General features: G+C 72.7%; 28 protein-coding genes. 14 read left to right on the top strand and 14 right to left on the bottom strand.

The features are described from left to right. Positions 1–177 precede the first annotated feature (177 nt). Positions 178–696, top strand: coding sequence for a bifunctional DNA primase/polymerase (locus ACQPZA_RS02775; protein WP_169398478.1), 519 nt, complete (start codon positions 178–180; stop codon positions 694–696). 412 nt (positions 697–1,108) lie between these two features. Beyond that, positions 1,109–2,323 carry a DUF445 domain-containing protein gene (locus ACQPZA_RS02780; RefSeq protein WP_169398496.1) on the top strand — a complete coding sequence of 405 codons (1,215 nt, stop codon included), beginning with the start codon at positions 1,109–1,111 and terminating at the stop codon, positions 2,321–2,323. 18 nt (positions 2,324–2,341) lie between these two features. Here ACQPZA_RS02780 and crcB (ACQPZA_RS02785) read toward each other — a convergent pair whose 3' ends face one another. Together crcB (ACQPZA_RS02785) and crcB (ACQPZA_RS02790) are read right to left on the bottom strand one after the other, a co-directional pair. Next, positions 2,342–2,701, bottom strand: coding sequence for a fluoride efflux transporter CrcB (crcB, locus tag ACQPZA_RS02785; protein WP_169398479.1), 360 nt, complete (start codon positions 2,699–2,701; stop codon positions 2,342–2,344). Beyond that, positions 2,698–3,108 (bottom strand): fluoride efflux transporter CrcB, encoded by a 411-nt coding sequence (gene crcB, locus ACQPZA_RS02790; protein ID WP_433278101.1) that lies wholly within the window; start codon positions 3,106–3,108, stop codon positions 2,698–2,700. Before crcB (ACQPZA_RS02790) ends, crcB (ACQPZA_RS02785) begins: the two co-directional genes overlap by 4 nt. Before the next feature lie 131 nt (positions 3,109–3,239). On the opposite strand from crcB (ACQPZA_RS02790), the gene ACQPZA_RS02795 reads away from it, so the two are divergent. The 5 genes from ACQPZA_RS02795 (at position 3,240) to lon (ending at position 7,898) form a co-directional block, all read left to right on the top strand. Next, positions 3,240–3,716, top strand: a complete 477-nt coding sequence (locus ACQPZA_RS02795; RefSeq protein ID WP_433278103.1) for a helix-turn-helix domain-containing protein — start codon at positions 3,240–3,242, stop codon at positions 3,714–3,716. A gap of 18 nt (positions 3,717–3,734) precedes the next feature. Beyond that, on the top strand, positions 3,735–4,508 hold the full coding sequence (locus tag ACQPZA_RS02800) for a hypothetical protein (RefSeq protein ID WP_211174813.1): 774 nt from the start codon (positions 3,735–3,737) through the stop codon (positions 4,506–4,508). A gap of 107 nt (positions 4,509–4,615) precedes the next feature. Beyond that, entirely contained in the window at positions 4,616–4,918 is a 303-nt protein-coding gene (locus ACQPZA_RS02805) for a DUF2516 family protein (protein ID WP_211174818.1), read from the top strand. Next, entirely contained in the window at positions 4,915–5,466 is a 552-nt protein-coding gene (locus ACQPZA_RS02810) for a YbaK/EbsC family protein (RefSeq protein WP_433278105.1), read from the top strand. The genes ACQPZA_RS02805 and ACQPZA_RS02810 overlap by 4 nt, the downstream gene beginning before the upstream one ends. 89 nt (positions 5,467–5,555) lie before the next feature. Further along, complete coding sequence (lon, locus tag ACQPZA_RS02815) at positions 5,556–7,898, top strand: endopeptidase La (RefSeq protein WP_169398482.1); 2,343 nt, start codon at positions 5,556–5,558, stop codon at positions 7,896–7,898. Positions 7,899–7,978: 80 nt separating this feature from the next. On the opposite strand, the gene purU is transcribed toward lon, so the two are convergent. Beyond that, a complete protein-coding gene (gene purU / locus ACQPZA_RS02820) occupies positions 7,979–8,902 on the bottom strand; it encodes a formyltetrahydrofolate deformylase (protein WP_433282650.1) in 924 nt (307 codons plus the stop codon). 36 nt (positions 8,903–8,938) lie between these two features. Here purU and ACQPZA_RS02825 point away from each other — a divergent pair, with 36 nt between their 5' ends. Further along, a complete protein-coding gene (locus tag ACQPZA_RS02825) occupies positions 8,939–10,180 on the top strand; it encodes an MFS transporter (protein ID WP_433278107.1) in 1,242 nt (413 codons plus the stop codon). Here ACQPZA_RS02825 and ACQPZA_RS02830 read toward each other — a convergent pair. After that, complete coding sequence (locus ACQPZA_RS02830) at positions 10,149–10,652, bottom strand: DUF2505 domain-containing protein (protein ID WP_211174814.1); 504 nt, start codon at positions 10,650–10,652, stop codon at positions 10,149–10,151. The genes ACQPZA_RS02825 and ACQPZA_RS02830 overlap by 32 nt on opposite strands. Positions 10,653–10,676: 24 nt before the next feature. Between ACQPZA_RS02830 and ACQPZA_RS02835 the strand changes: the two genes are divergently transcribed. The 3 genes from ACQPZA_RS02835 (at position 10,677) to ACQPZA_RS02845 (ending at position 13,318) form a co-directional block, all read left to right on the top strand. Then, a complete protein-coding gene (locus ACQPZA_RS02835; RefSeq protein WP_433278109.1) occupies positions 10,677–11,714 on the top strand; it encodes a UDP-N-acetylmuramate dehydrogenase in 1,038 nt (345 codons plus the stop codon). 97 nt (positions 11,715–11,811) lie between these two features. Then, entirely contained in the window at positions 11,812–13,011 is a 1,200-nt protein-coding gene (locus ACQPZA_RS02840; protein WP_433278111.1) for a L,D-transpeptidase, read from the top strand. 94 nt (positions 13,012–13,105) lie between these two features. After that, entirely contained in the window at positions 13,106–13,318 is a 213-nt protein-coding gene (locus ACQPZA_RS02845) for a hypothetical protein (RefSeq protein ID WP_169398485.1), read from the top strand. Positions 13,319–13,323: 5 nt separating this feature from the next. Here the strand turns inward: ACQPZA_RS02845 and ACQPZA_RS02850 are convergent, their stop codons facing one another. From ACQPZA_RS02850 to ACQPZA_RS02860, 3 genes are all read right to left on the bottom strand, one after another. Then, positions 13,324–14,238 (bottom strand): SMP-30/gluconolactonase/LRE family protein, encoded by a 915-nt coding sequence (locus ACQPZA_RS02850; protein ID WP_433278113.1) that lies wholly within the window; start codon positions 14,236–14,238, stop codon positions 13,324–13,326. 2 nt (positions 14,239–14,240) lie between these two features. Beyond that, positions 14,241–14,978 (bottom strand): SDR family NAD(P)-dependent oxidoreductase, encoded by a 738-nt coding sequence (locus ACQPZA_RS02855; RefSeq protein WP_169398487.1) that lies wholly within the window; start codon positions 14,976–14,978, stop codon positions 14,241–14,243. Positions 14,979–15,046: 68 nt separating this feature from the next. Next, positions 15,047–15,298: a DUF2530 domain-containing protein gene (locus ACQPZA_RS02860; RefSeq protein ID WP_433278115.1), complete on the bottom strand. Its 252-nt coding sequence runs from the start codon at positions 15,296–15,298 to the stop codon at positions 15,047–15,049. Between the two features lie 41 nt (positions 15,299–15,339). On the opposite strand from ACQPZA_RS02860, the gene ACQPZA_RS02865 reads away from it, so the two are divergent. Beyond that, the gene (locus ACQPZA_RS02865; protein ID WP_433278117.1) at positions 15,340–16,776 is read left to right on the top strand and encodes an NCS2 family permease; all 1,437 of its coding nucleotides are present in this window, start codon (positions 15,340–15,342) and stop codon (positions 16,774–16,776) included. Between the two features lie 145 nt (positions 16,777–16,921). Here ACQPZA_RS02865 and ACQPZA_RS02870 read toward each other — a convergent pair whose 3' ends face one another. The 7 genes from ACQPZA_RS02870 to ACQPZA_RS02900 form a co-directional block, all read right to left on the bottom strand. After that, the gene (locus ACQPZA_RS02870) at positions 16,922–17,833 is read right to left on the bottom strand and encodes a glycoside hydrolase family 16 protein (protein WP_169398489.1); all 912 of its coding nucleotides are present in this window, start codon (positions 17,831–17,833) and stop codon (positions 16,922–16,924) included. A gap of 99 nt (positions 17,834–17,932) precedes the next feature. Continuing rightward, positions 17,933–19,540 (bottom strand): glycoside hydrolase family 16 protein, encoded by a 1,608-nt coding sequence (locus ACQPZA_RS02875; RefSeq protein WP_433278119.1) that lies wholly within the window; start codon positions 19,538–19,540, stop codon positions 17,933–17,935. A gap of 19 nt (positions 19,541–19,559) precedes the next feature. Then, the gene (locus ACQPZA_RS02880) at positions 19,560–20,171 is read right to left on the bottom strand and encodes a hypothetical protein (RefSeq protein ID WP_433278121.1); all 612 of its coding nucleotides are present in this window, start codon (positions 20,169–20,171) and stop codon (positions 19,560–19,562) included. Positions 20,172–20,175: 4 nt separating this feature from the next. Beyond that, on the bottom strand, positions 20,176–21,330 hold the full coding sequence (locus tag ACQPZA_RS02885; protein WP_433278123.1) for a hypothetical protein: 1,155 nt from the start codon (positions 21,328–21,330) through the stop codon (positions 20,176–20,178). Positions 21,331–21,333: 3 nt separating this feature from the next. Beyond that, positions 21,334–22,005, bottom strand: a complete 672-nt coding sequence (locus tag ACQPZA_RS02890) for a hypothetical protein (RefSeq protein ID WP_433278125.1) — start codon at positions 22,003–22,005, stop codon at positions 21,334–21,336. 5 nt (positions 22,006–22,010) lie between these two features. Continuing rightward, positions 22,011–22,967 carry a hypothetical protein gene (locus ACQPZA_RS02895; RefSeq protein WP_433278126.1) on the bottom strand — a complete coding sequence of 319 codons (957 nt, stop codon included), beginning with the start codon at positions 22,965–22,967 and terminating at the stop codon, positions 22,011–22,013. 385 nt (positions 22,968–23,352) lie between these two features. Continuing rightward, positions 23,353–24,861 (bottom strand): glutamate--cysteine ligase, encoded by a 1,509-nt coding sequence (locus ACQPZA_RS02900; RefSeq protein ID WP_169400641.1) that lies wholly within the window; start codon positions 24,859–24,861, stop codon positions 23,353–23,355. Between the two features lie 177 nt (positions 24,862–25,038). On the opposite strand from ACQPZA_RS02900, the gene ACQPZA_RS02905 reads away from it, so the two are divergent. Both ACQPZA_RS02905 and ACQPZA_RS02910 read left to right on the top strand, forming a co-directional pair. Then, on the top strand, positions 25,039–25,851 hold the full coding sequence (locus tag ACQPZA_RS02905) for a TrmH family RNA methyltransferase (protein WP_433278129.1): 813 nt from the start codon (positions 25,039–25,041) through the stop codon (positions 25,849–25,851). Positions 25,852–25,855: 4 nt separating this feature from the next. Continuing rightward, positions 25,856–26,413, top strand: a complete 558-nt coding sequence (locus ACQPZA_RS02910; protein ID WP_433278131.1) for a DUF2537 domain-containing protein — start codon at positions 25,856–25,858, stop codon at positions 26,411–26,413. The last annotated feature ends 31 nt before the right edge of the window (positions 26,414–26,444 follow it).

The following is a 26,444-nucleotide window of genomic DNA, read 5'->3' on the forward strand; positions in this document are numbered from 1 at the left end:
CCCGTCGTTCACCGAGCGTGGATCTGGAGGTCCACGAAAGTGTGCCCGCTCGTCTCGGCGGTCGGCTCGGTCATCGCTATGGGCTCTCCAATGCGTGTCCGAGCCGTCATGCTCAGTGTTGAGACTCACAGAGACACGCCATACGGGCTGGCTCCACAGACACATCGGAGGTTGTAGATGCCGGGCTGGGACAGCTATCGCGCGGTGTACGGCGCGGAGCTGCGCGCGGCGGCGCGGGAGTTCGTCGACCACGGATGGGTGGTGGTGGAGCAGTCGCCCACGTCGCTCCTGTTGGTCACGGGCACCGCGCTCGACGTCCTCGAGGTACCGGCGGCGTGGGGCCGGCAGGTGTGCGCCCAGCTGCGCGATGCGGGGTCGGTGGTGCCGGTGGCGGCCACCCCCACCGGGTCGTGGTGGTTCCCGGTCACGCCGGGCGCCGTGCTCCCCGCGGAGCTTCGCGACATCGAGGGCGTCGTCCTCCACACCGCGGGTGCCGCGGTGCTGGCGCCGCCGTCCCAGGTGCCCGACGGGTGGGTCCACTGGCGCGTCGCGCCGGCACTCACCGGTTACCGGGTGCCCGCAGCAGGCCTGATCGTGCACGCCGCCGTCGACGTCGTTCGATGGCGGGCCGACCGTGAACCGCACCCGGGCGCCCAGCGGCCCGCCGGTGCGGTGGCGGTCGGGATGCGGTTCTGACCGGACCGCGAAACCGGCCCCCGGTTCACCCCCGCTGACGCGGCTCATCGCGCCGCGCCGGGGGGACCGGGACCGCCGGTGGTGCGGCGCCCGAGGGTGCATCTCCCGCTGTGGGAGGTCCCTCGCCGAGCGGCCGCACCACGAACGTGGCCGGGGTCGGTGGAACACCATCGACCCCGGCCAGACCCACGCCTGTGCCGCGGTTCCGCCGGAGCAGCGGGTCCGGCTGCCGTTTCGGACAACACGTGTACGGGTGTGCGGGCACTATGGGTGCGTGCAGATCTCGGAGACCCCCGCGTCGGATGCGTCGGCGCCGGGCGCACAGCGCCCCGCGGGCCTGCGACCGGTCGTCGAGGTCGGTCTCGGCTTCGGCCGGATCGACGCGGCGACGAGGGCGCGCGACCTGCAACGGATGAAGCTCTTCGCCACCGGGCTGCTGCTGATCGCCACGGTCGTCTTCCTGCTCTCGCGCTGGTGGGAGGTCAACGACGGGCCGGCCTGGATCGGGTACGTCCGGGCCACGGCAGAGGCCGGGATGGTGGGCGCGCTGGCCGACTGGTTCGCCGTCACTGCGCTCTTCCGGCGTCCGCTCGGCCTGCCGATCCCGCACACCGCGATCATCCCCACGAAGAAGGACATGATCGGCGACAGCCTCGGCGACTTCGTCGGGGAGAACTTCCTGTCCGAGGACGTGGTGCGCGACAAGATCGCCCGCGTCGAGGTGTCCTCGCGGGTGGGGGCGTGGATCGGCCAGGAGGCCAACGCGGACCGCATCACGGCCGAGCTCGCCACCGCCGCCCGTGGGGTCGTCACCGTCCTGCGCGACGAGGACGTGCAGGAGGTGATCGAGCAGATCCTCGTCCCGAAGCTGATGGAGCGTCCGATCGGACCCCCGCTCGGCACGGTGCTGCAGGGGGTGCTGGCCGACGGGTCGCACCGCCGCCTCGTCGACCTGGTGTGCGACCGCGCCTACGACTGGGTCACCGCCAACCACGACATGGTGCTGCGGATCGTGCACGAGAGGGCCCCCGCGTGGTCGCCGCGGTTCGTGGACGACCTCATCGCCGACCGCGTCTTCCTCGAGGTCCAGAACTTCGCCTGGGCCGTGAAGACCGATCCCGAGCATCCGTTGCGCCAGGCCGTCGACACGTTCCTCGTGGAGTTCGCGTCCGACCTGCAGAGCGACCCGGACACCATCGAGCGCGCCGAGCGCATCAAGCACCAGATCATCGGGCACCCGGACGTGCAGAAGTTCATCGGCCAGGCGTGGGGCACGGTGAAGACCATGATCCTCGACGCCGCGGCCGACCCGTCGAGCGCGCTGCGCGCCCGGGTGCGCTCCGGGCTCGTCGCACTCGGCACCCGGCTGAGCACGGACCCCGATCTGCGGGGCAAGGTCGACGGCTGGCTCGCCCAGGCGGCGGGCTACGTCGTCCGGCACTACCGCGCGGAGATCACCACGCTGATCACCGATACCGTCGAACGCTGGGACGCGCAGGAGACGTCGCGCAAGATCGAGCTGCAGGTGGGCCGGGACCTGCAGTTCATCCGGATCAACGGCACCGTCGTGGGCGCCCTCGCCGGGCTCGTGATCTACACGGTCGGCCAGCTGGCCTTCGGGTCGTGAACGGGGTCGTCCGCGCCGTCACCCGACCGCCGTCCCGACCGCCAGGCCCAGCCAGGCCGCGGCCAGGCCGGCCAGTACTGAGCCGATGGCGTTGAGCGCCGCGTAGCGTCCGCGGCCTCGTTCGGCCAACTCCACCGTCTCGGCGCCGAAGGTGGAGTAGGTGGTGAGCGCACCGCAGAAGCCGGTGCCCACCAGTGCCGTGACGGCGGGGGAGGCGGCGGCGCCGACCACCAGCCCGAGCAGCGCCGAGCCCACCACGTTCACGATGAACGTGCCCCACGGCAGGGTGGCGCCGTAGCGCAGCCGCAGCACCCGGTCGGTCAGGTAGCGCAGGGGCGCCCCCACCGCGGCGCCGAGCACCACCAACAGCGCGGTCACCGGTGGCTCGCAGGCAGGCGCGGCCCGCCCAGACCGATCCAGGTGGCGGCGAGCGCACCGAGCAGCGTGCCGCCGACGTAGACGGCCACGGAACCGGCGCTCCCGTGCTGCACCAGCCGCACCGCGTCCACCGCGTAGCCGGAGAACGTGGTGAACCCGCCGAGCACGCCCGTGCCCAGGAACGGACGCAGCAGGTGGTGCCGGTGCCGCCGGGCCACCGCTGCGATCAGCAGGCCGATCAGCAGGCAGCCCACGACGTTGATCGTCAGCGTGGCCCACGGGACGGCTCCGAGCCGCGTGGGCCAGGCCAGCCCCACACCCCAGCGGGCCAAGGCCCCGAGCACGCCGCCTGCTGACACCGCCGCGAGTACGGGGCCCTGGCCGGCGAGCACGGGCGTCTGTTCCACAGCAGGATCCTCCCCCGTGGCGAGTCGTCCTGCTCGTGACTGTGGCCGACCTCGCTGCCAGCGCAAGCACGGTGCTTGCAACAGCTAGCGCTCCGGCGTAAGGTCGCATCGACGGAACAGAGGTGAGCAAGATGTCAGCGCCGAGGGAGCCGTCCCCGAAGCCCGAAGGGCCCGGGGAGCGCGTCGGCCACGCGGTCGAGCAGGTCGGCCAGGTCGTCGAGCAGGCAGGTCTCGCCGTCGGCCAGGCCGTCGACGACATCGGCAGCTACATCCGTAGCCAGCGGGAGGGCGCGCAGGTGTCGCTGCGTCAGCTCGCCCGCACCGCCGGCGTCAGCAATCCCTACCTCAGCCAGATCGAGCGGGGGCTGCGCAAGCCGTCGGCCGAGATCCTGCAGCAGATCGCGAAGGGCCTGCGGATCTCCGCAGAGGCCCTGTACGTGAAGGCCGGGATTCTCGACGAGAAGCCGGCGAGCGACGTCGCCGACGCCGTGCTCGCCGATCCGACACTGACCGAGCGCCAGAAGCAGGTGCTCCTGGACGTCTACCAGTCCTTCCGGCGGCAGAACGACGAGCCCGTCGTCCCCCGCCCCACAACCGAACCATCCTGACCACGAGGAGTGATCATCATGCCCGTGTCGCTACCGACCGCCGCGGACGTGCGCAAGGCACGTGAGCAGGCCGCCAAGTCCGCCGCCGAGCGGGCCGAGGCCGCACGTACCCCGCTGCTGGCCGTCCTGGGCGCAGGCGAGCTCGCCGTCACCGCGGTGTCCAAGGCCGCCGAGACGGCCCGCGCCCGCGCCGTCGTGGCGCGCACCCGCGCCACCGCGCAGGCCGAGGACGTCCAGAACCGCGTCGCCGAGCTGCCGCAGCGCCTCAACTCCGAGGAGCTGCGCAAGACGGTCGCCGAGCTGCGCGTGCAGGCCGAGCAGGCCTACGCGGGCTTCGCCGAGCGCGGGGAGAAGACCTGGGGCCGCATCCGCAAGCAGCCGCAGGTGGAGCAGGCCCTCGCTACGTTCGGGTCCTACACCGAGAAGCTCGACGCGCGCGTCGACGACCTGGTGGACGACGCCCGGGACGCCGCGACGAAGGCTCTGGCCACGGTCACCACGCAGACCCGGTCCACCGGTGAGCGGGTGGCGCGCGCCAGCCAGCGCATCAGCGGCCGGGCCGCCGAGACCGTCACCGACGTCACCGGCGACGCGTCGAAGGCCGTGGCCCAGGCCGGCACCGGGGCAGCCGGGGTGATCACCGAAGCCGGCACCGAGGTGGCCCACGACACCCGCAGTGCCACCCGGAAGGCGGCCAACCGCACGGCTCCGGTGGAGGCGCCGAAGCCCGCGGCGCGCAAGCCCGCCCCGCGCCGTACCGGCTCGACGAACGGCACCGGTCCCAAGAGCTGACCGAATGGGAGCGGTCCTGCCGCATCCGACGAGCGCCCCCGGGGTCCGGTTACTCCTCGGGGGCGCTTCGTCGTCGGGGTCCGGGGTAGGCTGCCGGTGTGAGCCTGCTGTATGACCTCGATGACTGGGTTCTGTGGGCGCTGTGGCTGCTGGCCATCCCGGTGGGTGCCTACGCCTTCATCCACGCCCTGATGCAGCGCGCCGACGCCTTCACGGCCGCCGACAAGCTCACCAAGCCGGCGTGGCTGGGCATCACGGGTGCCAGCGTGCTGGTTCTCGTCGTCTTCCAGGGCGGCCCGCGGAGCAGCGGCACGCTGTTCTGGCTGGCCGCGCTCGTAGCCGTGCTCGTGTACATCGTCGACGTCAAACCCGCCGTGGTCGGCGTGCAGGGTGGCGGTCAGCGCTGGTGAGTGCCTGGTCCGTACTGGGCTCGCTGCACGCAGTCCCCGCGCTCGACCGTCCCGACCTGCTGGGTGAACCCGTCGCCCACGCGCTCAAGCTGCTGGACCCGGCCGATGCCGCGCTGGTCGGCGTCGCGGAGATCGATCCCGGCCTGGCCGACACGGCCGAGTTCTGCGAGGCCTACGGCTCCCCGCTCGACGGCTCCGCCAACTGCGTCGTGGTGGCCGGCCGCCGCGGCGAGACCGTCAGCTACGCGGCGTGCCTGGTGCTGGCCACCACCCGGGCCGACGTCAACGGCCTCGTCCGCAAGCGCCTGAACGCGCGCAAGGCCTCGTTCGCTCCGATGGACGACGCCGTCGCCATCACCGGCATGGAGTACGGCGGCATCACGCCGATCGGCCTGCCGGACGACTGGCCGGTGCTCGTCGACGCCGCGGTGGCGGCGGCGTCGGCCGTGGTGATCGGCAGCGGGGTGCGGCACTCGAAGCTCGCGCTGCCCGGCGCGCTCGCGGCCCGGCTCCCTGGCGCAGAGGTGGTCGACGGCCTCGGGCGTTGAGTCGCTCTTGCTCAACCTTCCTGCGTTCGCTCATGGCGGACTTACTTGAACACTGGAATTCCAACAACGGTGTAAGCGTTGACCGGGGCATGACAGAGACGCTGAAGCTGCCGGTGCTTCCGCTCGCCGACTCGGTGGTGCTGCCCGGCATGGTGGTTCCCGTCCGGCTCGAGGAGCCGGAGATCCAGGCAGCGGTCGATGCAGCGAACAGCGGTATCGATGCCGGCTCCGCCGGCGCTGCGCCTGGTGATCGCAAGGTTCTGGTCGTCCCACGCCTCGACGGCAAGTACGCCGCCGTGGGCACGATCGCCGTACTCGAGCAGGTCGGCAGGCTCCCCAGCGGGGAGCGGGCGGCCGTGGTGCGCGGCGAGGGTCGTGCCCAGATCGGGTCCGGCGTCACCGGTCCCGGCGCCGCCCTGTGGGTGGAGGCGACCCCGATCCCCGAGCAGCCCGTCACGGGCAAGGCGACCGAGCTCGCCAAGGAGTACAAGGCACTGGTCGTCGGGATCCTGCAGCAGCGCGGCGCGTGGCAGGTCATCGACTCGGTGCAGCAGATCACCGACCCCGGACAGCTCGCCGACACCGCCGGCTGGGCGTCCTACCTCGACCTGGACCACAAGGCCCAGCTGCTCGCCGAGACCGACACGGTCAAGCGGCTCGAGCTGCTGATCGAATGGACCCGCGAGCACGTCGCCGAGCAGGAGATCTCCGAGAAGATCTCCAACGACGTCCGCGAGGGCATGGAGAAGACCCAGCGCGAGTTCCTGCTGCGCCAGCAGCTGGCCGCGATCCGCAAGGAGCTGGGGGAGGACGAGCCCGAGGGGGCCGACGACTACCGCACCCGTGTGGAGAACGCCGACCTGCCCGAGCACGTGCGCAAGGCGGCGCTGACCGAGGTCGGCAAGCTGGAGCGGGCGTCGGACCAGAGCCCGGAGTCGGGCTGGATCCGCACCTGGCTGGACACCGTTCTCGACATCCCGTGGACCACGACCACCGAGGACACCGACGACCTCGTGGCCGCCCGGGCGATCCTCGACGCCGACCACGCAGGACTCGACGACGTCAAGGAGCGGCTGATCGAGTTCCTGGCCATCCGGGCTCGTCGCAACCGCCGCGGTCTCGACAAGGTCGGCGGCCGTGGGTCCGGTGCGGTGCTGTCGCTGGTCGGTCCGCCCGGCGTCGGCAAGACGTCGCTGGGTGAGTCGGTCGCACGGGCGCTGGGCCGCAAGTTCGTGCGTGTCGCCCTCGGTGGCGTCCGCGACGAGGCCGAGATCCGGGGCCACCGGCGCACCTACGTCGGCGCGCTGCCCGGCCGGATCGTCCGGGCCATCCGGGAGGCCGGCGCGATGAACCCCGTCGTGCTGCTCGACGAGATCGACAAGGTCGGCAGCGACTTCCGCGGTGACCCGACCGCGGCACTGCTCGAGGTGCTCGACCCGGCGCAGAACCACACGTTCCGCGACCACTACCTCGAGGTCGACCTCGACCTGTCCGACGTGCTGTTCCTCGCCACCGCCAACGCCTACGACACCATCCCCGGCCCGCTGCTGGACCGGATGGAGGTCGTGACGCTCGACGGCTACACCGAGGCGGAGAAGGTCGCCATCGCGCGCGACCACCTGCTGCCGCGGCAGATCGAGAAGGCCGGCCTGGAGCCGTCCGACGTGGAGTTCTCCGAGGTCGCGCTCGGCATGATCGCCGCCGAGTACACACGTGAGGCGGGTGTGCGGCAGCTGGAGCGGGGCCTCGCCAAGGTCCTGCGGAAGGTCGCCGTGCAGGTCGACTCGTCGGACGTCGAGCGTCCCGTGCACATCGACGCGGACGCGCTGGTGGGCTACCTCGGCAGGCCGAAGTTCACCCCGGAGTCGGCGGAGCGGACCTCCGTGCCGGGCGTCGCGACCGGTCTCGCCGTCACCGGCGCCGGTGGGGACGTGCTGTTCATCGAGGCCACCTCGATGGAGGGCGAGCCGGGGCTGACCGTGACCGGCCAGCTCGGTGACGTCATGAAGGAGTCGGTGTCGATCGCGCTGAGCTACCTGCGGTCCCGCGGGCTGGCCGGTGACCTGGCCTCGCGCAAGCTGCACATCCACGTGCCGGCGGGCGCGGTGCCGAAGGACGGCCCGAGCGCCGGGATCACGATGACCACGGCCCTGGCGTCGCTCGCGAGCGGGCGGCCGGTGAAGTCGTCGGTCGGGATGACCGGCGAGGTCACGCTGCAGGGCAAGGTCCTGCCGATCGGTGGGGTCAAGCAGAAGCTGCTGGCCGCCCACCGGGCCGGGCTGACCGACGTGATCATCCCGAAGCGCAACGAGCCCGACCTCGACGACCTGCCGGAGTCGGTGCGCGGTGAGCTGCGGGTGCACCCGGTGTCCGACGTGGCCGACGTCCTGGAGCTGGCCCTGGAGCCCGCCCCGGTGGCCGTCGCCGCCTGATTCGTAGTGCCCGGAACGGGTGGTCGCGCACAGCGACCACCCGTTCCGTGTGTCTCGCCCGAAGTGCAATGGGGGCCGCGTCAGCGGAAGACCACCGTCTTGTTCGCGTGCACCAGCACCCGGTCCTCCAGGTGCCAGCGCAGGCCGCGGGCCAGGACGAGGCGTTCGATGTCGCGGCCACGGCGGACCATGTCGGCAGCGGTGTCGCTGTGGTCCACGCGGATCACGTCCTGCTCGATGATGGGGCCGGCGTCCAGGTCGGGCGTGACGTAGTGGCAGGTGGCGCCGATCAGCTTCACCCCGCGGGCGTAGGCCTGGTGGTACGGACGGGCGCCGACGAACGACGGCAGGAAGCTGTGGTGGATGTTCAGCGCCCGCCCGAGCCACGCCCGGCACAGCTCGGGCGGAAGGATCTGCATGAAGCGGGCGAGCACGATCGCGTCGGGGTCGTGCTGCTCGACCAGCTCGCGGAGCTCGTCGAAGGCCTTCTCCTTGTCGCGGGCGTAGCGGCCGTTGCCCGGTGGCGGGAACTCGACGTGGTGGAACGGCACCCCGTGCGCCCGCACGATGTCGCCGAGCTCCCCGTGGTTGCCGATCACGGCGTCGAGCTGCACGGGAAGCTCCCGGGCGGCGACGCGGCCGAGCAGGTCGTGCAGGCAGTGCGCCTCCCGGGTCACCAGGAGAACGGCCCGCTTGGGGACCCCGGTGTCGGTGACCGTCCAGGTGGTCTCCCCGCCCAGCTCGGCGGCCACCTCGGCGAAGCGGGCGCGCAGCTCGTCGGCGCCGAAGGGCAGTGAGCCGGCCCGCACGACCTGCCGGGTGAAGAACCAGCCGCTGTCCGGGTCGGAGTGGTAGCCGGCCTCCACGATCCAGCCGCCCGCGTCGGCGAGGAAACCGGCGATCCTGGCCACGATCCCGGTGGTGTCGGGACAGCTCAGGCTGATCACGTAACGCTGCTCGGCGATCGCATCCACAGCCGCATGGTGCACTGTGGTGGACCACATGTCTCCGGCCCGGGGCTGCGGGCGCATGCTGGAACCGTGACAACACGGGCGACCGAGACCGACCCCACGGTCCGCACTCGTTGGCGCGCAGTGGCCGCGATGACCTTCGCCACCGGCGTGATCATCGCGAACAACTACTACGCCCAACCGCTCGAGGACGCCCTCGCCGAGGCGTTCCACGCGTCCACGTCGCAGATCGGCCTGATCCTCACGCTCATCCAGCTCGGCTACGCGCTCGGGCTCGCCACCCTCGTCCCGCTGGGCGACCTGCTGGAGCGCCGCAGGCTCGTCGTCACGATGCTGTCGGTGACCGTGGCCGGCATGGTGGTGGTCGCAGTGGCCCCGACGCTGGCCGTGCTCGGGGCGGCGGCCACGCTGGTCGGGATCACCACGGTGGCCGCGCAGATCCTCGTGCCCTTCGCCGCGCACCTCGCGCCCGAGGGCCAGCAGGGCAAGATGGTCAGCACCGTGATGAGCGGGCTCCTGATCGGTGTGCTGATCTCCCGTGTCGTGGCCGGACTGGTGTCACAGGTGCTCGGGTGGCGTGCCGTCTTCGTCCTCGGGGCCGTCCTCACCGCGGTGGCGGTGGTGCTGCTGTGGCGGGCACTCCCGGTGCTGCCTCCCACCACGAGGATGCGCTACGGCGCGCTGCTGCGCTCCGTGGTCGCGCTGGTGCGCGAGGAGCCGGTGCTGCGCTGGCGGGTGGTCTACAGCGCGTCCAGCTATGCCGCTTTCGGTGCTCTGTGGACCAGCATCGGCTTCATGCTCGCGGCCCCGCCGCACCACTTCGACCAGGGAGTCATCGGGCTGTTCGCCCTGTTCGGGGTGGCCGGAGCGGCGGCTGCCCGGTTCGCGGGCCGGCTCGCCGACCGGGGCTGGGCGCACTACGCAGTCGGCGGGTTCCTCGCCGTCTCGGTGCTGTCCTGGGCGGCCATCGCCCAGGGCGCCGGCCCGGGGGTGGGCTCGCTGGTGGCGCTCGCGATCGGGCTGCTCCTGTTCGACCTCGGCGTGCAGGGCGTGCACGTGAGCAACCAGACGATCGTCTACGCCCTGCGTCCCGACTCCCGCAGCCGGATCAACTCCGCGTACATGACGATCTACTTCCTCGGTGGCGCGCTGGGGAGCGGCCTGTCGGCCACGTTCTATGCGAGCCACGGGTGGGCGGGCGTGTCGGTGCTCGGCGCGGTGCTCCCCGCGATCGGTCTGGTGTTCTGGTTCGTGGACACCGCGCTTCGGCGCCGGGCGGTCAGTGTCGCTGCGCGAGCCACTCCCGCGTGAACTCCGCCTCCATGTCGAACAGCTCCCCGACCCGGTTGACCACGATGCCCTCGACCGTGCTGCCGATCAGCGGCACCTTGACGGTGACGTCGATGCGCATGAGCAGCTCGCTGCTGCTGCCGGTGTCGTGCAGGCGCATCCCGCCCGCGGCCGACGCCGGCGTGCCGTGGATCGTCACCGCCACCGTGGCGGCGTAGCTGCCGGGGCCCTGCTGCTTCCAGCTCTCGTCGCGCTCGATGGTGATGTCGCCGGGCAGCACGGTGCGGATCACGGCCGGCATGTCCTTCGGGTCGAGCCCGTGCCGCAGCCGGTAGTGCACGCCGTCCGGGTCGACGTGGTGCTCCAGGAGCGCAGCGCCCGGGCCGCCGATCCGCGCCAGCCGCGCACGCAGATAGTCGGGGTCCACCATCGCGGCGTAGACCTCGTCGGCGGGATACGGCCACGTGGACCGGTAGTCGAACTGCCGGGACATGGAGGCAGGCTACCGTTTACTCCCGTGTCGGTACCTGATGTGGCCACCCGGCTCGCCCCGTTCACCACTCTGCGGCTCGGCGGACCGGCCCGCTCGGTCGTGGCCGCGGCCTCCGCCGCAGCCGTTGTCGACGCCCTGCGCAGCGCCGACGTCGCCGGCGAGCCGGTGCTCCTGCTCGGCGGCGGCTCGAACGTCGTGATCGCGGACGAGGGGTGGCCGGGCACCGTGGTGCGGGTCACCAGCACCGGACGCGCCGTGGAGCGCCGGGACGACGGGTCCGTGCTGCTCACCGTCGAGGCGGGCGAGGACTGGGACGAGGTCGTGGCCGCCTCGGTGGCCGACGGGCTCGGCGGGCTCGAGTGCCTGTCCGGCATCCCCGGCCGCACCGGTGCGACACCGGTGCAGAACGTCGGCGCGTACGGCGTGGAGATCGCCGAACTGCTGGTCGACGTCGACCTCTACGACCGCCGCGTCGGCGTCGTGCGCGAGCACGTGCCCGCTGCGGAGCTGGGGCTGGGGTACCGCACGAGCTCGCTCAAGGGCCGCGACGACGCCATCGTGCTGCGGGTCCGGTTCGTGCTGTCCGCCGACGGTGCGAGCGCACCGATCCGCTACCCGGAGCTCGCCGGAGCGCTCGGGGTGGAGCCCGGCTCCCGGGTGCCCGCCGCGGCCGCCCGGGAGGCGGTGCTCGGGCTGCGTGCGGGCAAGGGCATGGTGCTCGATCCCGCCGACCACGACACCTGGAGCGCCGGCTCGTTCTTCACCAACCCCGTGCTCCCGGAGGCCGACGCGCCGGGCGACGGGCCGCGCTGGACCGCCGGACCAGGGCTGGTCAAGCTCCCGGCCGCGTGGCTGATCGAGCAGGCCGGGTTCCGCCGCGGGCATCCCGGCCCCGGCGGCCGCGTGGCCCTGTCGGGCAAGCACGTACTGGCCCTCACCAACCGGGGCGACGGCACCACGGCCGACCTCCTCGTGCTGGCCCGTGAGGTGCGCGACGGGGTGCGCGAGCGGTTCGGCATCGACCTGGTGGCGGAGCCGGTGCTGATCCACTGCCGGTTCTGAGGCGCGCGTACGCTCCGTCCGGAGCAGCGTCGGGGGGCAACCGGGCCGGTGTTCGGACGTCTCTCACTGCGGGAAGTGCTGTGAGGGGAATCAAAGCATGAAGAGGCTCTTGCTGGTTCTGGCTGTCGTGCTGGTCGGCTCGCTGGGCGTGGTCACCGCCGCCACCGCCGCCGGCCGCCAGAACCAGGCGGCGCCGGCCGCAACTCCGCCGCCGTCGGTCGAAGCGCCGCAGCAGATCGTCGCTCCGGTGGCTGCGATCGACTACGAGCCGGCTCCCGGCTCGGACACCACCAACCCCACGGGCACGGCCACCGTGACCGTCCAGAAGGGCGTCTTCGACCGCGTCACGCTGACCGGTCCGAAGGGCAAGGCGGTCAAGGGCGCGTTCAACGCCGACCGCACGAGCTGGACCACCAGCGACCGGCTCGCCTACGGCACGTCCTACACGTGGGCCGGCTCGGCCAAGGGGGTCGACGGCAAGTCGGTGCCGCTGGAGGGCTCGTTCTCCACCCTGACGCCCGCGAAGACCGTGCGCGGCACGCTGAACATCGGTGACGGCAAGACGGTCGGGGTCGCGGCGCCGGTGCGCGTCCAGTTCAACGGCCACGTCGCCGACCGCGCCGCTGCCGAACACGCCCTGTCGGTCACCACGTCGGTGCCCGTGCAGGGCTCGTGGGGCTGGCTGCCCGACGAGGGCGGCGGCTCCCGCGTCGACTGGCGCCCGAAGGAGTACTGGCCGAGCGGTACCACCGTCACCGTCAAGGCGAAGCTGTTCGGCGTGGCCTACGGCCAGGGCGCCTACGGTGCCGCCGACGTCACCTCCACCTTCCAGATCGGGCGCTCGCAGATCGTGAAGGCCGACGTCAACAGCCACCGCATGATCGTGATTCGGGACGGGCAGCAGGTCGCCGACTACCCGGCGAGCTACGGCCTCGGGACCGACCCCAACCGCAACACCCGGTCCGGCATCCACGTGGTCAGCGAGAAGTTCACCGACAAGCGGATGGTCAGCCAGCAGTACGGCTACGACACCGTCGAGAAGTGGGCCGTCCGGATCAGCAACAACGGCGAGTTCGTCCACGCCAACCCGGCGTCGGCGGCGGCGCAGGGCTCGGAGAACGTCACCCACGGCTGCGTCAACCTGTCGATCGACAACGCCAAGGCCTACTACGACACGGCGCTCTACGGCGACCCGGTCGAGGTCACGGGCACACCGGTCCAGCTCTCCGCCAAGGACGGCGACATCTGGGACTGGACGCTGAGCTGGGACAAGTGGCAGGCACTCTCCGCCCTCTAGGCTAGGAGCGCGCTGAACAGCTCGGCCCTATACGAGCGGAGTCGTTCAGCACCCTCCTAGGGTTGCCGCTCGGCCCGCCCGGGTACGCGCCCGCATGCGTCCCGACGAGCTGAGCGACCAGACGGCCACCCGAGCCGAGCCCCTTCCCGAGGAGCGGGCGGCCGAGCAGGGCGGCGAGGACCGCGGTGCGGAGGCCGCCGAGATCCTGCGCGACTCCGAGGAGCGCGTCGCGGGAGCGGTGGAGGGCAACGCGCCGGGCGACGCCGCCGACGAGCACCGCCCGTCCGAGGAGACCGCCACCCCGTGACCGGGCTACCGGCCGCCCGCAGATGAGCGGCGCACCGCCACGGTGTCCCGCACCGTGGTGCGGATGCGGTACAGGCTGGTGGTCGCCGTGATGTAGAGGGTGCGCCCGTCGGCGCCCCCGAAGCACAGGTTGGCCACCGTCTCCGGCACGCGCACCTGCTCCACGCGCTCGCCGCTGGGGGCGAACACCTGCACCGAGTCGCCGCTGGACGACCACACGTTCCCGATCTCGTCGACGCGGATGCCGTCGGGCAGACCGGGGTTCACCTCGACGAACTCGCGGCCGTTCTTGCACAACCGCCCGTCGAACACGTCGTAGCAGTGGATCGAGTGTCCTCCGGGCCGGTTCGGATCCCGGACGCCGTTCGGGGGCGCCACGCCGGAGTCGGCCACGTAGAGCAGCGACTCGTCGGGGGAGAACGCGAGCCCGTTGGGCATCTCGACGTCGATGACGACCGGGGTGACGGACCCGTCGCGCGGGTCGAACCGGAACACGAAGTGGTCGCCGTACTCCAGCTCACCGGGGTGGCCCTCGTCCGGCTTCCGGATCCCGTAGGAGGGGTCGGTGAACCAGATGGTGCCGTCGCTCTTGACGATCACGTCGTTCGGTGAGTTGAACGGCACTCCTGCCCAGCGGTCGACGACGACCTCGACGAGCCCGTCCCGTTCCCGTTCCACCGCACGCCTGCCGTGGGAGCACTGGAGCACCGAGCCGTCGAGGTCGAGCGTGCGGCCGTTGGTGAACTCCACGTCCTCGCGGTGGACGCGCAGCTCACCGGAGTCCTCCGAGAACTCGAGGATCCGGTTGTTCGGGATGTCGCTGAAGCGCAGCGTCCGGCTCTCCGCGAGCCACACCGGCCCCTCGGCCCAGACGGTTCCCGAGGCCACCTTCTCCAGCACGCCGTCCGGTTCGACGAGCACCGTCAGCCCTCCCGGTTCATCCGCGTGGCGCTCGCCTGGTTGCGAGGCTTGAGGACGATCTGGTCGATGTTCACGTTGCTCGGCCGGGTGGCGGCGAACGCGACCACGTCGGCCACGTCGTCGGGCGTGAGTGCCTCGATGCCGCGGTACACCCCGGCCGCCCGCTCCGCGTCGCCGTCGAAGCGCACGAGGGAGAACTCGGTCTCCACCAGGCCGGGCAGGACCTCGGTGAGCCGCACCGGCTGTCCGAGCAGCTCGCCGCGCAGCGTCCGGTGCAGCATCGCCTGGGCGTGCTTGGCCCCCGTGTAGCCGGCCCCGTTGTCGTAGGGCTCCAGCGCCGCGATCGAGGTGACGGTGATGATGTGCCCGTCGCCGGAGGCGATCAGCGCGGGCAGCAGCGCCTGCGTGACCCGCAGGGTGCCGATCACGTTGGTCTCGAACATCCAGCGCCAGTTCTCCTCGTCGGCCTCCGCCACGGGCTCCATGCCCTTGGCGCCGCCGGCGTTGTTGACCAGCAGCCGGCAGTCCGGCACGGCCGCGGCGAACGCGGAGACGGATTCGGAGTCGGTGACGTCCAGGCGCACCGCGGTGCCGTCGATCTCGGCGGCGATCTCGGCGCACCGGTCGGTGCGCCGGGCGCCCAGCACCACGTGGAAGCCTGCCTTCGCGAGGGCCCGGGCCGTGGCGGCTCCGATGCCGGAGCTGGCCCCGGTGACGACGGCGGTGGGTCGATCGGTCATGGGTCGAGCCTAGTGCGGTGGACGCCCCGTTTTCTCGGCACACGGGCGCCCGGCGGCGCCCGTCGCGGTCAGTCCAGCCCGTCCTGCGCTGTGCGAGATCCCCGCCGTGCCGCGGCGCGTTGCCAGGTGAAGATCCCGTAGCCCAGCGCACCCACGCCCACGCCCGCGAGGCAGGTGGTGAACCAGATGTCCAGCGGGTGCCAGCCCACCAGCGCCGCGACCAGCAGCACCACCGCCGCGACGGCCCACAGCAGCGTGCCGACGATCGCCACCGCGGCGGGCTGGCTGAGCCGGGCCGGTAGGGGCGGGGGTGTGAGCACGACGTGCAGCGTACGTCGATGTCCCGCTCTAGGTTGTGCCGGTGATCGAGCGCCTGTTCCGCGTGTCCGAGCGCGGCTCCACCGTCGGTCGTGAGCTGCGTGGCGGGCTCATCACCTTCGTGACGATGTCCTACATCATCGTGCTGAACCCGTTGATCCTCGGCAGCGTCGCCCCGGACGCACCGGGTGCCAAGCCAGACGCGTTGGGCCACGTCCTGGCCATTCCCCAGGTCGCGGCCGTCACCGCGCTGGTGGCGGGGGTCATGACCCTGTTGTTCGGGCTCGTCGCGAACTATCCGTTCGCGATCGCGGCCGGTCTCGGGATCAACACGCTGCTGGCCGTCACGATCGCCCCGTTGATGAGCTGGCCGGAGGTGATGGGTCTGGTCGTGGTCGACGGGCTGATCATCGTGCTGCTCGCCGCCTCGGGCTTCCGGACGGCGGTGTTCAACGCCGTCCCGCCGGAGCTGAAGGCCGCGATCGCCGTCGGGATCGGGTTGTTCATCGCGTTCATCGGGCTGGTGGACGCCGGCTTCGTGCGGCGCATCGCCGATGCGGCGGGCACCACGGTGCCGGTGGGGCTGGGCATCGACAACTCGATCGCGTCGTGGCCGACGTTCGTGTTCGTCATCGGGCTGCTGGTCACCGGCCTGCTGGTGGCGCGCGGGGTGCGGGCCGGGATCCTGATCGGCGTGGTCATCACCACTGTGATCGCGATCATCGTGGAGGCGATCGTGCACGTCGGGGCGTCGGCGGGCACCAACCCCAAGGGCTGGGCGCTGTCGGTGCCCGAGCTTCCTCACAGCGTGTTCAGCCTGCCCGACCTCTCACTCGTCGGCGCCGTGTCCTTCGGGGCGTTCGTCCACCTGGACCTGCTGACGGTCGTGCTGCTGGTGTTCACCCTCGTGCTCGCCAACTTCTTCGACGCGATGGGCACGATGACCGGGCTCGGCCAGCAGGCCGGGGTCGTGGGCAAGGACGGCCAGCTGCCGGGCGTCGGCCGCGCCCTGATCGTCGAGGGCATGGGAGCCGTCGCGGGCGGGGCGGCGTCGGCGTCATCCAACACCGTGTTCGTCGAGTCGGCGTCCGGGATCGCGGAGGGCGCGCGGACGGGCCTGGCCAACGTGCTCACGGGCGTGCTCTTCCTGCTCGCGATGTTCTTCACACCGCTCTACTCGGTGGTGCCCATCGAGGCCGCGGCCCCGGCGCTGGTGGTGGTGGGTGCACTACTGATGCGCCAGATCACCCAGATTGACTTCGCCGAGTTCCGGGTGGCGCTGCCGGCGTTCCTGACGATCGTCGTCATGCCCTTCACCTACTCGATCGCCAACGGGATCGGGGCGGGCTTCATCTCCTACGTCGTGCTGGCCGCGGCCACCGGGCGGGGCCGCTCCGTGCACCCGCTGATGTGGGTGGTGGCGGTGGCGTTCGTCGGCTACTTCGCGGTGGGCCCCCTGGAGGCGCTGTTCCGCGGGTGAGGCGCTTGCGACCCGAGGAGAGGTTAGGCTAACCTCTGCTTGTCGCTTCGTGGTGGGAGTGACGCGTCAGTTCGGGACTGCAACGGGGGTCCTGGCCATCCGGTCAGGACCCCCGTTGCAGCTTCCGGCGCGGTGCCCGCCCTCGTCAGTAACCGTAGATGCGGACCCAGTCGACCTCGAGCTGCACACGCTCGGGCGTCGTGTCGTCGAGCGGCGGGATCCAGTCCTTGCCGTACGGGCCGATGTCCTGCTGGATCGCGAGGTGCATCGGGCGCGGCGGGATCGTCTTCGGGTCGCTGCTGCGGAAGATCTCCTGGCCGTCGATGAAGCCCGCCACGTGGTCGGGGCCCCACTCCACCGCGTAGTTGTGCCACTGGGTGAAGTCACCGACCGTGGTGGTGCCGATCTGGCTGTTGTCCTCGCTGTAGTGCAGAACGAAGTGGCTCTCGTTGCGCGCCCCGTTGGGGATCTCCATGAAGTTGATCTCGCCCCCCTCCGGCCAGTCCTCGGCGTCCGGCCAGAGCAGGATGACGGCGCCGTACCCGACGCCCTGCTGGGCCCGGGCCCGCACCTCCCAGCGTCCGTGCAGCTGTCCCTGCGTCCAGGCCATGCCGGCGGAGGAGTAGCCGTGGCTGGTGATCTTCATCGTGCCGTCGTTGACCGTCACGTTGTCGGGGTCGTGCCGCCCGACCCCGCCGGTGGTCTCCCCGGTGTAGAGGCTCCAGAGCGCGGGATCGATCTTCGTGCCGTCGAACTCGTCGTTCGTCAGGAGCGGCCAGTTGTTGCGGACCGCCGCCTCCGTGTCGGACCGCGTGCCCGGGTCGAGCCTCGACTGCCCCTGCGGGCGCAACGGGTCGCGGGTGTCGCGGCCCGCGTCGCTCGAGGCGGCCGGTGCGTCGCCGTCACTCCCGCCCTGGCCTCCGACGACAACTATCAGCACGCCCACCAACGCAGCCACGGCGGCGATCGCCGCCACGACGATGACTGTCCGGTGCCAATCACGTGGCGGGGGTGCGGATGGTGGGTCGGGCATGGACAGCTGTTGCGTGTCGGGCACGGGGAGAACCGTAGGGTGCAGGCACTGTGCGGACGCTGAGAGGGTCCGATTAGCGAATTTCCGTCCCATTTGTCCTGTTCATGGCGGCCCGTCCCCGGGTCACCGCCAGGAGAACATCCGGCGTAGCAGCTCGCGGATCGAGCCCGTGCCGTCCTCCTGCCCGCCGTCGCTGCTGGGGGAGTCCTCGCCGCTGTCGCTCTCCTCGGCGTTCTCGCTGTCGCCGCTGTCGCTGTCGCTCCCGGAGTCGCTCTGGCGGTCGCTCGTGCCGTCACCCCTGTCGGCGTCGCCGCCGGAGTCACTGCCGGAGCCACTGCTCTCCGAAGCGCTGCCGCCCTCGCCGTCGAGGGAGTACTGCCGGACCCAGTCGACCTGCATGGTCGACTCCTTCGGCGTGTCACCTTCCGGGAACCAGTCGAGCTGGATGCACAGGTGCATCGGTCCGGGCGGCAGGATGCTGGTGTCGGTGGTGCGGTACCACTCCTCGCCGTCGACGTAGGCGGTGATGCCCTTCGGCGTCCACTCCACGGCCCAGTTGTGCCACTGGGTGCCGTCGATCTCGACCTTCCCGTTCACCTGCGAGTTGTCCTCGCCGTAGTGGATGAAGATGTCGGTCTGCTGGCGGGAAGGGTCCATCATCTCCATGAAGTCGATCTCGCCGCCCACCGGGAAGTTCTCGGCGTCGGGCCACAGCAGCAGCAACGCGTTGTAGGACGGGTCGGCGGCTGGGGCCCGCACACGGCCCTCCCACCGCCCGTACTTCTGGCCCGGGTTCCACGCCATGCCCGCGGTGGTGCCGGACGAGTCACCGGTGATCGTGAGGATGCCGTCCTGCACCGAGACGGCCGACGGCGAGCGGGTGCCGTTCCCGCCGTGGCCGGGACCGTCGTAGATGTCCCACTGCTCGGTGCCCGAGGAGAAGTCGTCCTCCCGGTTGGGAGTGCCCCAGCCGTGGCGTTGCGCCGCCGTGGTGCCCGCACCCGCGTCGGTGCCGGAGCCCGTGGCGGCCCCGCCATCGGAGCCGCCGGAGCGGTTGCCCGAGCCGGAGGCGTCCTCACCGGGCGAACCACTGCCGGAGCTGTCCCCGCCGGGCCGGTCCGCACTGGTCGTGCCGCTGTCCGAGTCGCTGTCGGAGCCCGGGTCGCCGTCGGACCGGGAGCCCGAGTCGGAGCCCGAGTCGGAGTCGGAGTCGGAGTCGGAGTCGCGCTCGGAGTCGCGCTGTTGGCCGGTGTCGTTCTCGTTGCTGTCGCTGTCGCTGTGGCTGTCGCTGTTGCTGTCCGGATCTTTGCTCGGGGTGTCGTCGCTCGAGCTGTCGTCACCGGCGCCGGAGTCCCCGGAGCCGTCGTTCTCGGAGTCGGAGTCCCCGGAGCCGCCGTCACCGGATTCCTGGCCGCTGCGCTCGGGGTCGCGGCCGGCCGCACCGGTGCGCTCCGGATCGTCGCCGGAGTCCTCCGTGCTGTCCTGCTCGGGTTCGGCCGGCCCGCGGCCGCCCGCATCGGGAGCCGGGGCGGGATCGTCGGCACCGCTGTCGGCACCACTGCCGGGCCCGGTCGCAGCCGCTCCGTCGGGCTCGATGACCCGGATCGACGGTTCCGAGGGCAGTGCCCCGCCCGGGGCCGCCTCGGTGCCGGGTGCGACGAGGATGACCACCACGGCGATACCGGTCGACAGGTACTTCCGGATCAGCTCCTCGAGCTCCTCGAAGCTCATGACGGGCACTCCTGTCGCATCAGTCCTCCCCGGCGGGGAGATCGGGGGTGGCGGGGGAGTCGGCGGCCACGAGCCACCGGCCGTCCGGCTGGTGGGCCAGCACCACGTAGCGCATGACGAGGTCGACCACGACCGAGCCGCCGGGCGGACCCGTGGCGGTGCCGACCTCGGCCCGGTATCCGCGCCGCACGCCGTCGTGGTCGGCGGCGACGAGCTCCAGCGCCGTCACCGCGGCGGTACGCAGCGAGCCGGGCGGTGGTGGGTCGACGACGACCACGCCGACGGTGCCCGGCGCGGTGCCCGGCACCGCGTAGCCCGCTGCCCGCAGGTGCGTGCGTCCGGTGTCGCCGCTGGTGGTCGAGTGGGCGGTGGCGAGGTAGGCGCGGGCCACGGCTTCGGGATCGGTGAGGTCGACGGTCGGGTCCACCGCGGCGGGCGCGTCGCCCCGGTTCACCGGCGGTGCGTCCACCGCGGCCCGGTCCTCCTCGCTGAGTGCCGCGCCGAGCGGCGGGTCGCCCGACGGCGGCGCGACACCGGCGGCCGCGCCGCCCACCAGCACTGCTGCCACTGCGGCCACCGCGGCGGCGACGACAGCGGCCAGCAGCGGCACCCGACGATCCCGGCGCGTCACAGCGTCACTCCCGGAAGCTCACGTGCACGTGGTCGAAGTGGCCGCCGGTGGCGTCGCGGACGTCGTAGACCCCGCCGCCCGTGTAGCGCCTGCCCCATCCGCCGTCGTCCTTGACGCTCGGGTCCCAGTAGCGGCCCTGCCAGATCAGGTACTTCACCCGCAGCGGTTCGGCGTTGGCCCGGAACCAGTCGGCCACGCGCCAGCCCGCGTCCAGCTCCGCGCCCTTCGGGAACGTGCCGGGTGTGGTGGGGAACAGGTCGCAGGCCCGGCCACGGGAGTGGTCGCTGCGTGGGTTCCAGGCGTGCTTGTCCCAGCAGCCGGCCGAATGGATCACCGGACCCCCCGACCAGCTGCCGAAGGCCGTCGCGGCGGCCTCGAGCCCGTGCCGGGCGGCACCGGTGAGGCACCCGTCGCCGGTGGGGTCGGGTGGCCGGCATGCCGTGGCTCCGCCGGTCCACGCCGCCGGCGCCGCCGCCGGGGCCGGTGCGGGTGCGGCCGCGGGTTCCGGTGGCGGCGCCGCGAACCGATCCAGGTTGCTGTGCACCGCCGCGAGGTAGCGCCGGACCACCTGCGCGCAACGTTCGCCACAGCCGGCCTCGCCCGCGGCAGGCACACCGGTGGCGCTGCCCGTGACCCGTCCGCATCCCGCGATGTGGCAGACCAGCATCGCGTCGAGCGGTGCGGTCGGCTTGCCGGTCGCCTGCAGGTGCGACGTGACGGCTCTGAGGTTGGCGCACACCCACGGAATCGCGACCCGCAGGTGGTCCTCCGCCGAGAGGACGGATGCGTCGGACGCCGGTGGGTCGGAGCCCCACGTCCGGCCGCCTGCGGCCTCCCAGTTGCGCCGGTTGAGCTGGTACAGCCCGGCCGGTCCGCCCGGGCGCTTCGACTCCAGCTCCGGGTCCCACCCGGACTCCGCCTGCACCTGGGCCACCACCCACAGCGGCGGGAGCTCGGGACACTGCGACGCGGTGAGCTCGGTGATCAGCGGGAGCGACTCGCGGGCCGGCACCGGCACCCGCTCGACGGCCACACCCGACACCGCCGCCTCCGGTGCGGGTGTGGGTGCCGGTGCGGGTGCCGCGCCCAGCAGGAGCAGGCCGGCCAGCGTGGACAGTGCCGCGCGCAGCAGCCCGCGCGCGCGTGCCGTTCGGGCCACCGCTCACTCCGCTCGTCCCGCCGCGACGCCTGCGCGGACGGGTTCGGCCTCGATCTCCTCGTCGTCGGGCTCCGGACCAGGAGCGACCCGGGACAGGGGGACCGGCGCGACCGAGCGGGGTGGGGTGAGCAGGACCGGTCGGGGCGGCTCCGGCCGGCGGAGCGGCTCCGGCCGGCTCCGCCGGGGTGCGGCAACCGGTAGGGCGAGCAGGGGTGGCACCGTCCGGCCGAGCAGGCCGGATCCGACCACGCCCGCCGCGAGCGTGCGCAGCGCGGCGGCGTAGGCCCGCAGCGGGCGCGTGAGCTGCTCCGAGGCCTGGGCGAGCACGGCGGCCGCGTCGTCGTGCTGCGGGGCCCGGTCGTGCCACCGGGGGACGTGCGGGAGCACCACGACGGCCGAGAAGCGCTGCTGCAGCGCCGGGAGCGCGGTCTCCGCGGCGTGCTGCTCCTGGTCGCCGGGGCCGAGGGTGACCGCGAGGAGCGGACGCGCGCCGGGTCGGGCGCAGGCCAGGGTGGCGGCGCGCCGGAGCGACGGCTGCTCCGCGCGGCACACGACGATGTCGGCCGCGCAGGCGGCCCACTCCTCGAACCGGCCCGCGTCGCGGGCGTGCAGGGCGGCGGCCAGGGTGCTCGTGCCCGACCCCTCGGCGAGCCCGACGATCACGGGCGGACGCACGGCGGTCACCACGCACCCGCCGCACGGGGCTCGGCGAGGGGGTCGTCCTCGGCGAGGGTGTGGTCGTCGGTGGCGGGAGTGGTCGAGGGTGGTGGTGCCGGCTCCTCGCCGAGGATCTCCTCCCCGGCGTCGATCACCAGCCGGGCGCCCTCCAGCGCCACGGGGACGCTGAGCCGGATCCAGGACGACGCGAGGCTGCGCCAGCCGCGCCCGGTGGGAGCCGGGGCGACCGCAGGCGTGCCGGCCACGTCGCCCGACTCCGGGACGTTGTCCGGGCCGCGGTCGCCCACCGAGCGGTAGGGCGTGACCCGGACCCGGACGTCGACGAGCACCCGTCCGTCGCCGTCGGGGCTCACGCGCCCGGGCAGGGCGAACTCCGCGCGCTGGCGCCCGCGGCCTGCCCAGCCCAGGTGTGCCGGGTCGGTGGCGGGGGCCGCCAGGTAGTCCTGCAGCACCCGGCCCCGCCGCTGCGGATCGTCCTCGTCCCAGGACAGGTAGTCGACGGCGAACGCGCCGGCCAGCGCGGCCGCCTCGGCCGGATGGGGCGCGTCGGGCACCGCAGGGGAGGGAGCCTGTCCCCAGGGGTGCTGAGCGGGCTGGTGGGGCAGCGCCGGCCCGGTGGCCTGCGGCGGGAGGGGCACCGGCAGGGCAGGCACGGGAACAGCGGCGATCGGCGGGAAGCCGTGGGGGTCGGTGGGCGGGTCGTCGTAGCCGGAAGCCGGCGGGAGCACGGGGCGGGCCGCGCGGGTGGCCGGCCCGGCGACGCCGGGAGCGGGCCAGGGAGCGCCCGCACCGACCGGCGGTGGTCCGGCGGGAGCGGGTGCTCCCCAGGCCGGCGGCGGGGGGCCGTACGGCGCCTGCGGACCGTAGGGCGAGCCGCCGTGGGCGGCCGGTGCCCCGGGCGGAGGGCCCTCGCGTGCCGGTGCGCGGCCGAAGAGCCGGAAGCGGGCCACGGTCGTCACCGGGCTCGGCCGGCGAGCGCGGCCCGGCGCGTGCGGAGGGTCGGGGTGGGTCGCTCGGGCATGGTTCCCCCGGTTCTGCGGGCGCGCGAGATCGCACCCGCAGCGGATCGCCCGGGCGCACGGACTACTGGTGGTGCCGACCGGCTCGGCCGGTCGACCTGCGGCTACCTCGCGGGAGCCGCCTTCGGAACGGGATCGACACTAGGAGCGCCCCGGCCGCCGCGAGGCGGAACGGGAGAGCGCTTTGCGATGGTGAACGAGGGCCTGGGCCACGCGGCCTCGCCTGACCATGCACACCTGATGGCCACCGTGCACACGTCAGGACGTGTGCACGGTGGCCACGGGATGTGTGCGGTCCGGGACGGGCCGCCGCGGCGCGGCCGGGTCAGCCGGGCAGCGGCCAGCTGTGCACGGGCTCGTTGGCCGCCGAGGCCTCCAGGTAGCGCTCCAGCATGCCGCGCAGCGCCGTCGGGCGGTCGGCGCCGCGGGCCTCCAGCACCGCCACGGTGTCGAGCTGCCACGACGCCCCGGTCCGCCGGTTCACGCATCGCCGTTCGACCACCGACAGGTAGCGGTCGATCACCTCGGAGGCGACACCCCAGCGCTGGAGCCCCTCGGCCGCCTGCGGCAGCAGCTTGCGCAGCACGAGCTCGTCGGGCCGGATCCAGCCGCTGCCCGGCCAGTAGAGCGGGCCCTCCATGCCGTGCCGGGCCGCGGTGGTGAAGTTCTCCTCGGCGGCCTCGAACGACATCGAGCTCCACAGCGGCCGATCGGCCTCCACGAGCGAGCGCAGCAGCCCGTAGAAGAACAGCGCGTTGGCCACCATGTCCAGCGGTGTCGGCCCGGCCGGAAGCACGCGGTTCTCGACGCGCACGTGCGGCACCCCGTCCGCGATGTCGTACACGGGGCGGTTCCAGCGCCAGATGGTGCCGTTGTGCAGGCGCAGCTCGTCGAGCCCCGGCACGTGGCCGTCCTGCAGCTCGGTCATCGGGTCGGTGTCCTCGGTGACGGGCATCAGCGCGGGGAAGTACCGGCCGTTCTCCGAGAAGAGGTCGAGGATCGAGGTGATCCAGCGCTCGCCGAACCACACCCGGGGCCGGACGCCCTGGTTGCGCAGCTCGGGCGTGCGTACGTCGCACGACTGCTCGAAGAGCGGGATCCTCGTCTCCGCCCACAGCCGCGAGCCGAGCAGGAACGGGGAGTTCGCCGCGACGGCGAGCTGGACGCCGGCGACGCACTGTGCGGCGTTCCAGTAGCCGGCGAACGAGTCGGGGTGCACCTGCAGGTGCAGCTGCATGGACGTGCAGGCCGCCTCGGGTGCGATGGAGTCGAAGTCGGCCGTGAGATGTTCCGGCTCCACCCCGTGGCGCCCCGACGGGTCGTCACCGGCGATGTCGAGCCGGATCGGCTCACCGCGGGCGTTCAGCATCTGCTCGTTGAGCATCGTGTAGCGCTCGTCGGGCGACAGGGCGGCGGCGACGAGATGGCGGCGCTCCAGGGTGGGGAGGATGCCGATGACGGCCAGGTTCGCGCCGCAGTCCACGGCCTTCGCCCTGGCGACGGAGAGCTCGTCGAGGAGCTGGTGCTCCAGGTGCCGCCACCGGTCGCCGGGCAGCAGGCGGGGCGGCAGGTTCAGCTCGAGGTTCCAGCGGCCGAGCTCGGACTGGAACTCCGACGAGCCGATGGCGTGCAGGACGTCGGCGCCTGTCAACGAGGGTTCGAGATCACGGCCGACGAGGTTGAGCTCCACCTCGATCCCTGTCATGGGCTCGTCGCGGGCAAACGGGTGCTCCCGCAGCATGAGTGCGAGAACGTCGAGACAGCGCTGCACCTTCGCCCGGTACTGCTGTCGATCCCGTCGACTGAACGTTCGTCGGTCGACGTCCTGACCCATGCGTGCAGTGCCTCCTGCCCCCGGGCCGAGCCGGAGCGCTCTCAATGCTCGGACCCGAGCAGTCCTCGGGCGGCGGGCGCCTCCGGGCGGTTGTCAACCGTGACACGGTGGGTGAAGCCTTCGCTACGGCCGACCGGATGACGGGTGGGACACCTCGCGGCTGGGACGATTCGGAGCGTGGCCACGATCATCACCCTTGACGACCCGGCCGACCCGCGGGCGGACGACTACCGCGACCTCACGGCCGCCGACCGCCGCCCGGACCGTCCCGGTGGCCGCGGGCTCGTGATCGCCGAAGGGGTCGTCGTGGTGCGGCGGATGATCGACTCGCCGTACCCGGTGCGCTCGCTGCTGGGGGTGCCGCGGCGGATCGACGAGCTCGCCGACGACCTGGCCGGGCTCGACGTGCCTGCGTACGCCACGGACGCCTCGACGATGTCCGAGGTCGTGGGGTTCCACCTCAACCGGGGGGTGCTGGCCGTGGCGGATCGGGCCGGGTCGCCGGATCCGGTGGCGCTGCTGCGCGACGCCCGGCTCGTGGCGGTGCTCGAGGGGGTGAACGACCACGAGAACCTCGGCGCGCTGTTCCGCAACGCCGCTGCGCTGGGTGTCGACGCGGTGCTGCTGGGACCCCGCTGCTCCGACCCGCTCTACCGCCGCAGCGTGCGCGTGTCGATGGGGCACGTCCTGCGGGTGCCGTTCGCCGAGCTGCCCGGGCCGTGGCCGGAGTCGCTCGACCTGCTCCGGGCGGCCGGGATGCAGGTCGCGGCGTTGACGCCGGCGGCCGACGCCGTGCCGCTGACGCTGTCGGGACTGCGGGGGGAGCGGGTCGCCGTGCTCCTCGGCGCGGAGGGACCGGGCCTGTCGGCCGAGGCGCTCGCCGCGGCCGACGTGCGCGTCCGGATCCCGATGGCCGCCGGGGTCGACTCGCTCAATGTGGCGACCGCGGCGGCGGTGGCCTTCCACGCGGTGGGTACCGCCGTAGGCTGATCGGGTGGAGCTCGTCACAGGAGGTCGGGTCGTACTGGGGGAGCGGCAGCCCGGTGACCCGGAGCTGCCCCCCGATCTGCTCGACGCGCTGCGCGAGTGGGCGGCGTTCGCGGTGTCGGTGACGCGGTCCGGCGGTCCGCAGGAGCTCGAGGTGCTGCAGCGCCGCGGCCGTCAGCTGGCGTCGCGCGTGGCCGACCACCTCGGCAGGCCCGTGGAGTTCACCGACCCGATCACGGGCGAGGTCGAGTCGGTGCCGGTGGGTTCCACCGGCCCGATCCCCCAGCTGCCCGCCGAAGCGGCCGGGCCCACGCCATGGGCCACCGGGTTCACCATCGCCGCGTTCTCCGCGGTGCTCGCCGCGTTCGCCGACATCGCGCTCAGCCGGGCGTTCGCCGAGGCGTTCGGCCTGCTCTGGGTGCCGGCGAACCTGCTCGTCGGGCTCGGCCTCGCGCCGTCGCTCTACCTGCTGCGGAACACGCCGCTCTGGCGCTGGCCGGCGCTGGGAGCCGCGGCGGGACTCGCCGCGGCGTGGGTGGTGCTGCTCCTGGGCCTGCTGGGCTAGCCGGCCCAGGAGGCCCAGGAGGAGGCCCCAG

The sequence above is a fragment of the Pseudonocardia xinjiangensis genome (assembly GCF_050948425.1).
Lineage (GTDB): Bacteria > Actinomycetota > Actinomycetes > Mycobacteriales > Pseudonocardiaceae > Pseudonocardia > Pseudonocardia xinjiangensis.

Excerpts from the sequence above, each read along its gene's own strand:
- ACQPZA_RS02780 (WP_169398496.1), top strand. The coding sequence starts at position 1,109 with ATGAAGCTCTTCGCCACCGGGCTGCTGCTGATCGCCACGGTCGTCTTC.
- ACQPZA_RS02775 (WP_169398478.1), top strand. The coding sequence starts at position 178 with ATGCCGGGCTGGGACAGCTATCGCGCGGTGTACGGCGCGGAGCTGCGC.
- ACQPZA_RS02830 (WP_211174814.1), bottom strand. The coding sequence starts at position 10,652 with ATGTCCCGGCAGTTCGACTACCGGTCCACGTGGCCGTATCCCGCCGAC.
- ACQPZA_RS02800 (WP_211174813.1), top strand. The coding sequence starts at position 3,735 with ATGCCCGTGTCGCTACCGACCGCCGCGGACGTGCGCAAGGCACGTGAG.
- ACQPZA_RS02795 (WP_433278103.1), top strand. The coding sequence starts at position 3,240 with ATGTCAGCGCCGAGGGAGCCGTCCCCGAAGCCCGAAGGGCCCGGGGAG.
- lon (WP_169398482.1), top strand. The coding sequence starts at position 5,556 with ATGACAGAGACGCTGAAGCTGCCGGTGCTTCCGCTCGCCGACTCGGTG.
- ACQPZA_RS02900 (WP_169400641.1), bottom strand. The coding sequence starts at position 24,861 with ATGGGTCAGGACGTCGACCGACGAACGTTCAGTCGACGGGATCGACAG.
- ACQPZA_RS02845 (WP_169398485.1), top strand. The coding sequence starts at position 13,106 with ATGCGTCCCGACGAGCTGAGCGACCAGACGGCCACCCGAGCCGAGCCC.
- ACQPZA_RS02855 (WP_169398487.1), bottom strand. The coding sequence starts at position 14,978 with ATGACCGATCGACCCACCGCCGTCGTCACCGGGGCCAGCTCCGGCATC.
- ACQPZA_RS02840 (WP_433278111.1), top strand. The coding sequence starts at position 11,812 with ATGAAGAGGCTCTTGCTGGTTCTGGCTGTCGTGCTGGTCGGCTCGCTG.
- ACQPZA_RS02875 (WP_433278119.1), bottom strand. The coding sequence starts at position 19,540 with ATGAGCTTCGAGGAGCTCGAGGAGCTGATCCGGAAGTACCTGTCGACC.
- purU (WP_433282650.1), bottom strand. The coding sequence starts at position 8,902 with ATGTGGTCCACCACAGTGCACCATGCGGCTGTGGATGCGATCGCCGAG.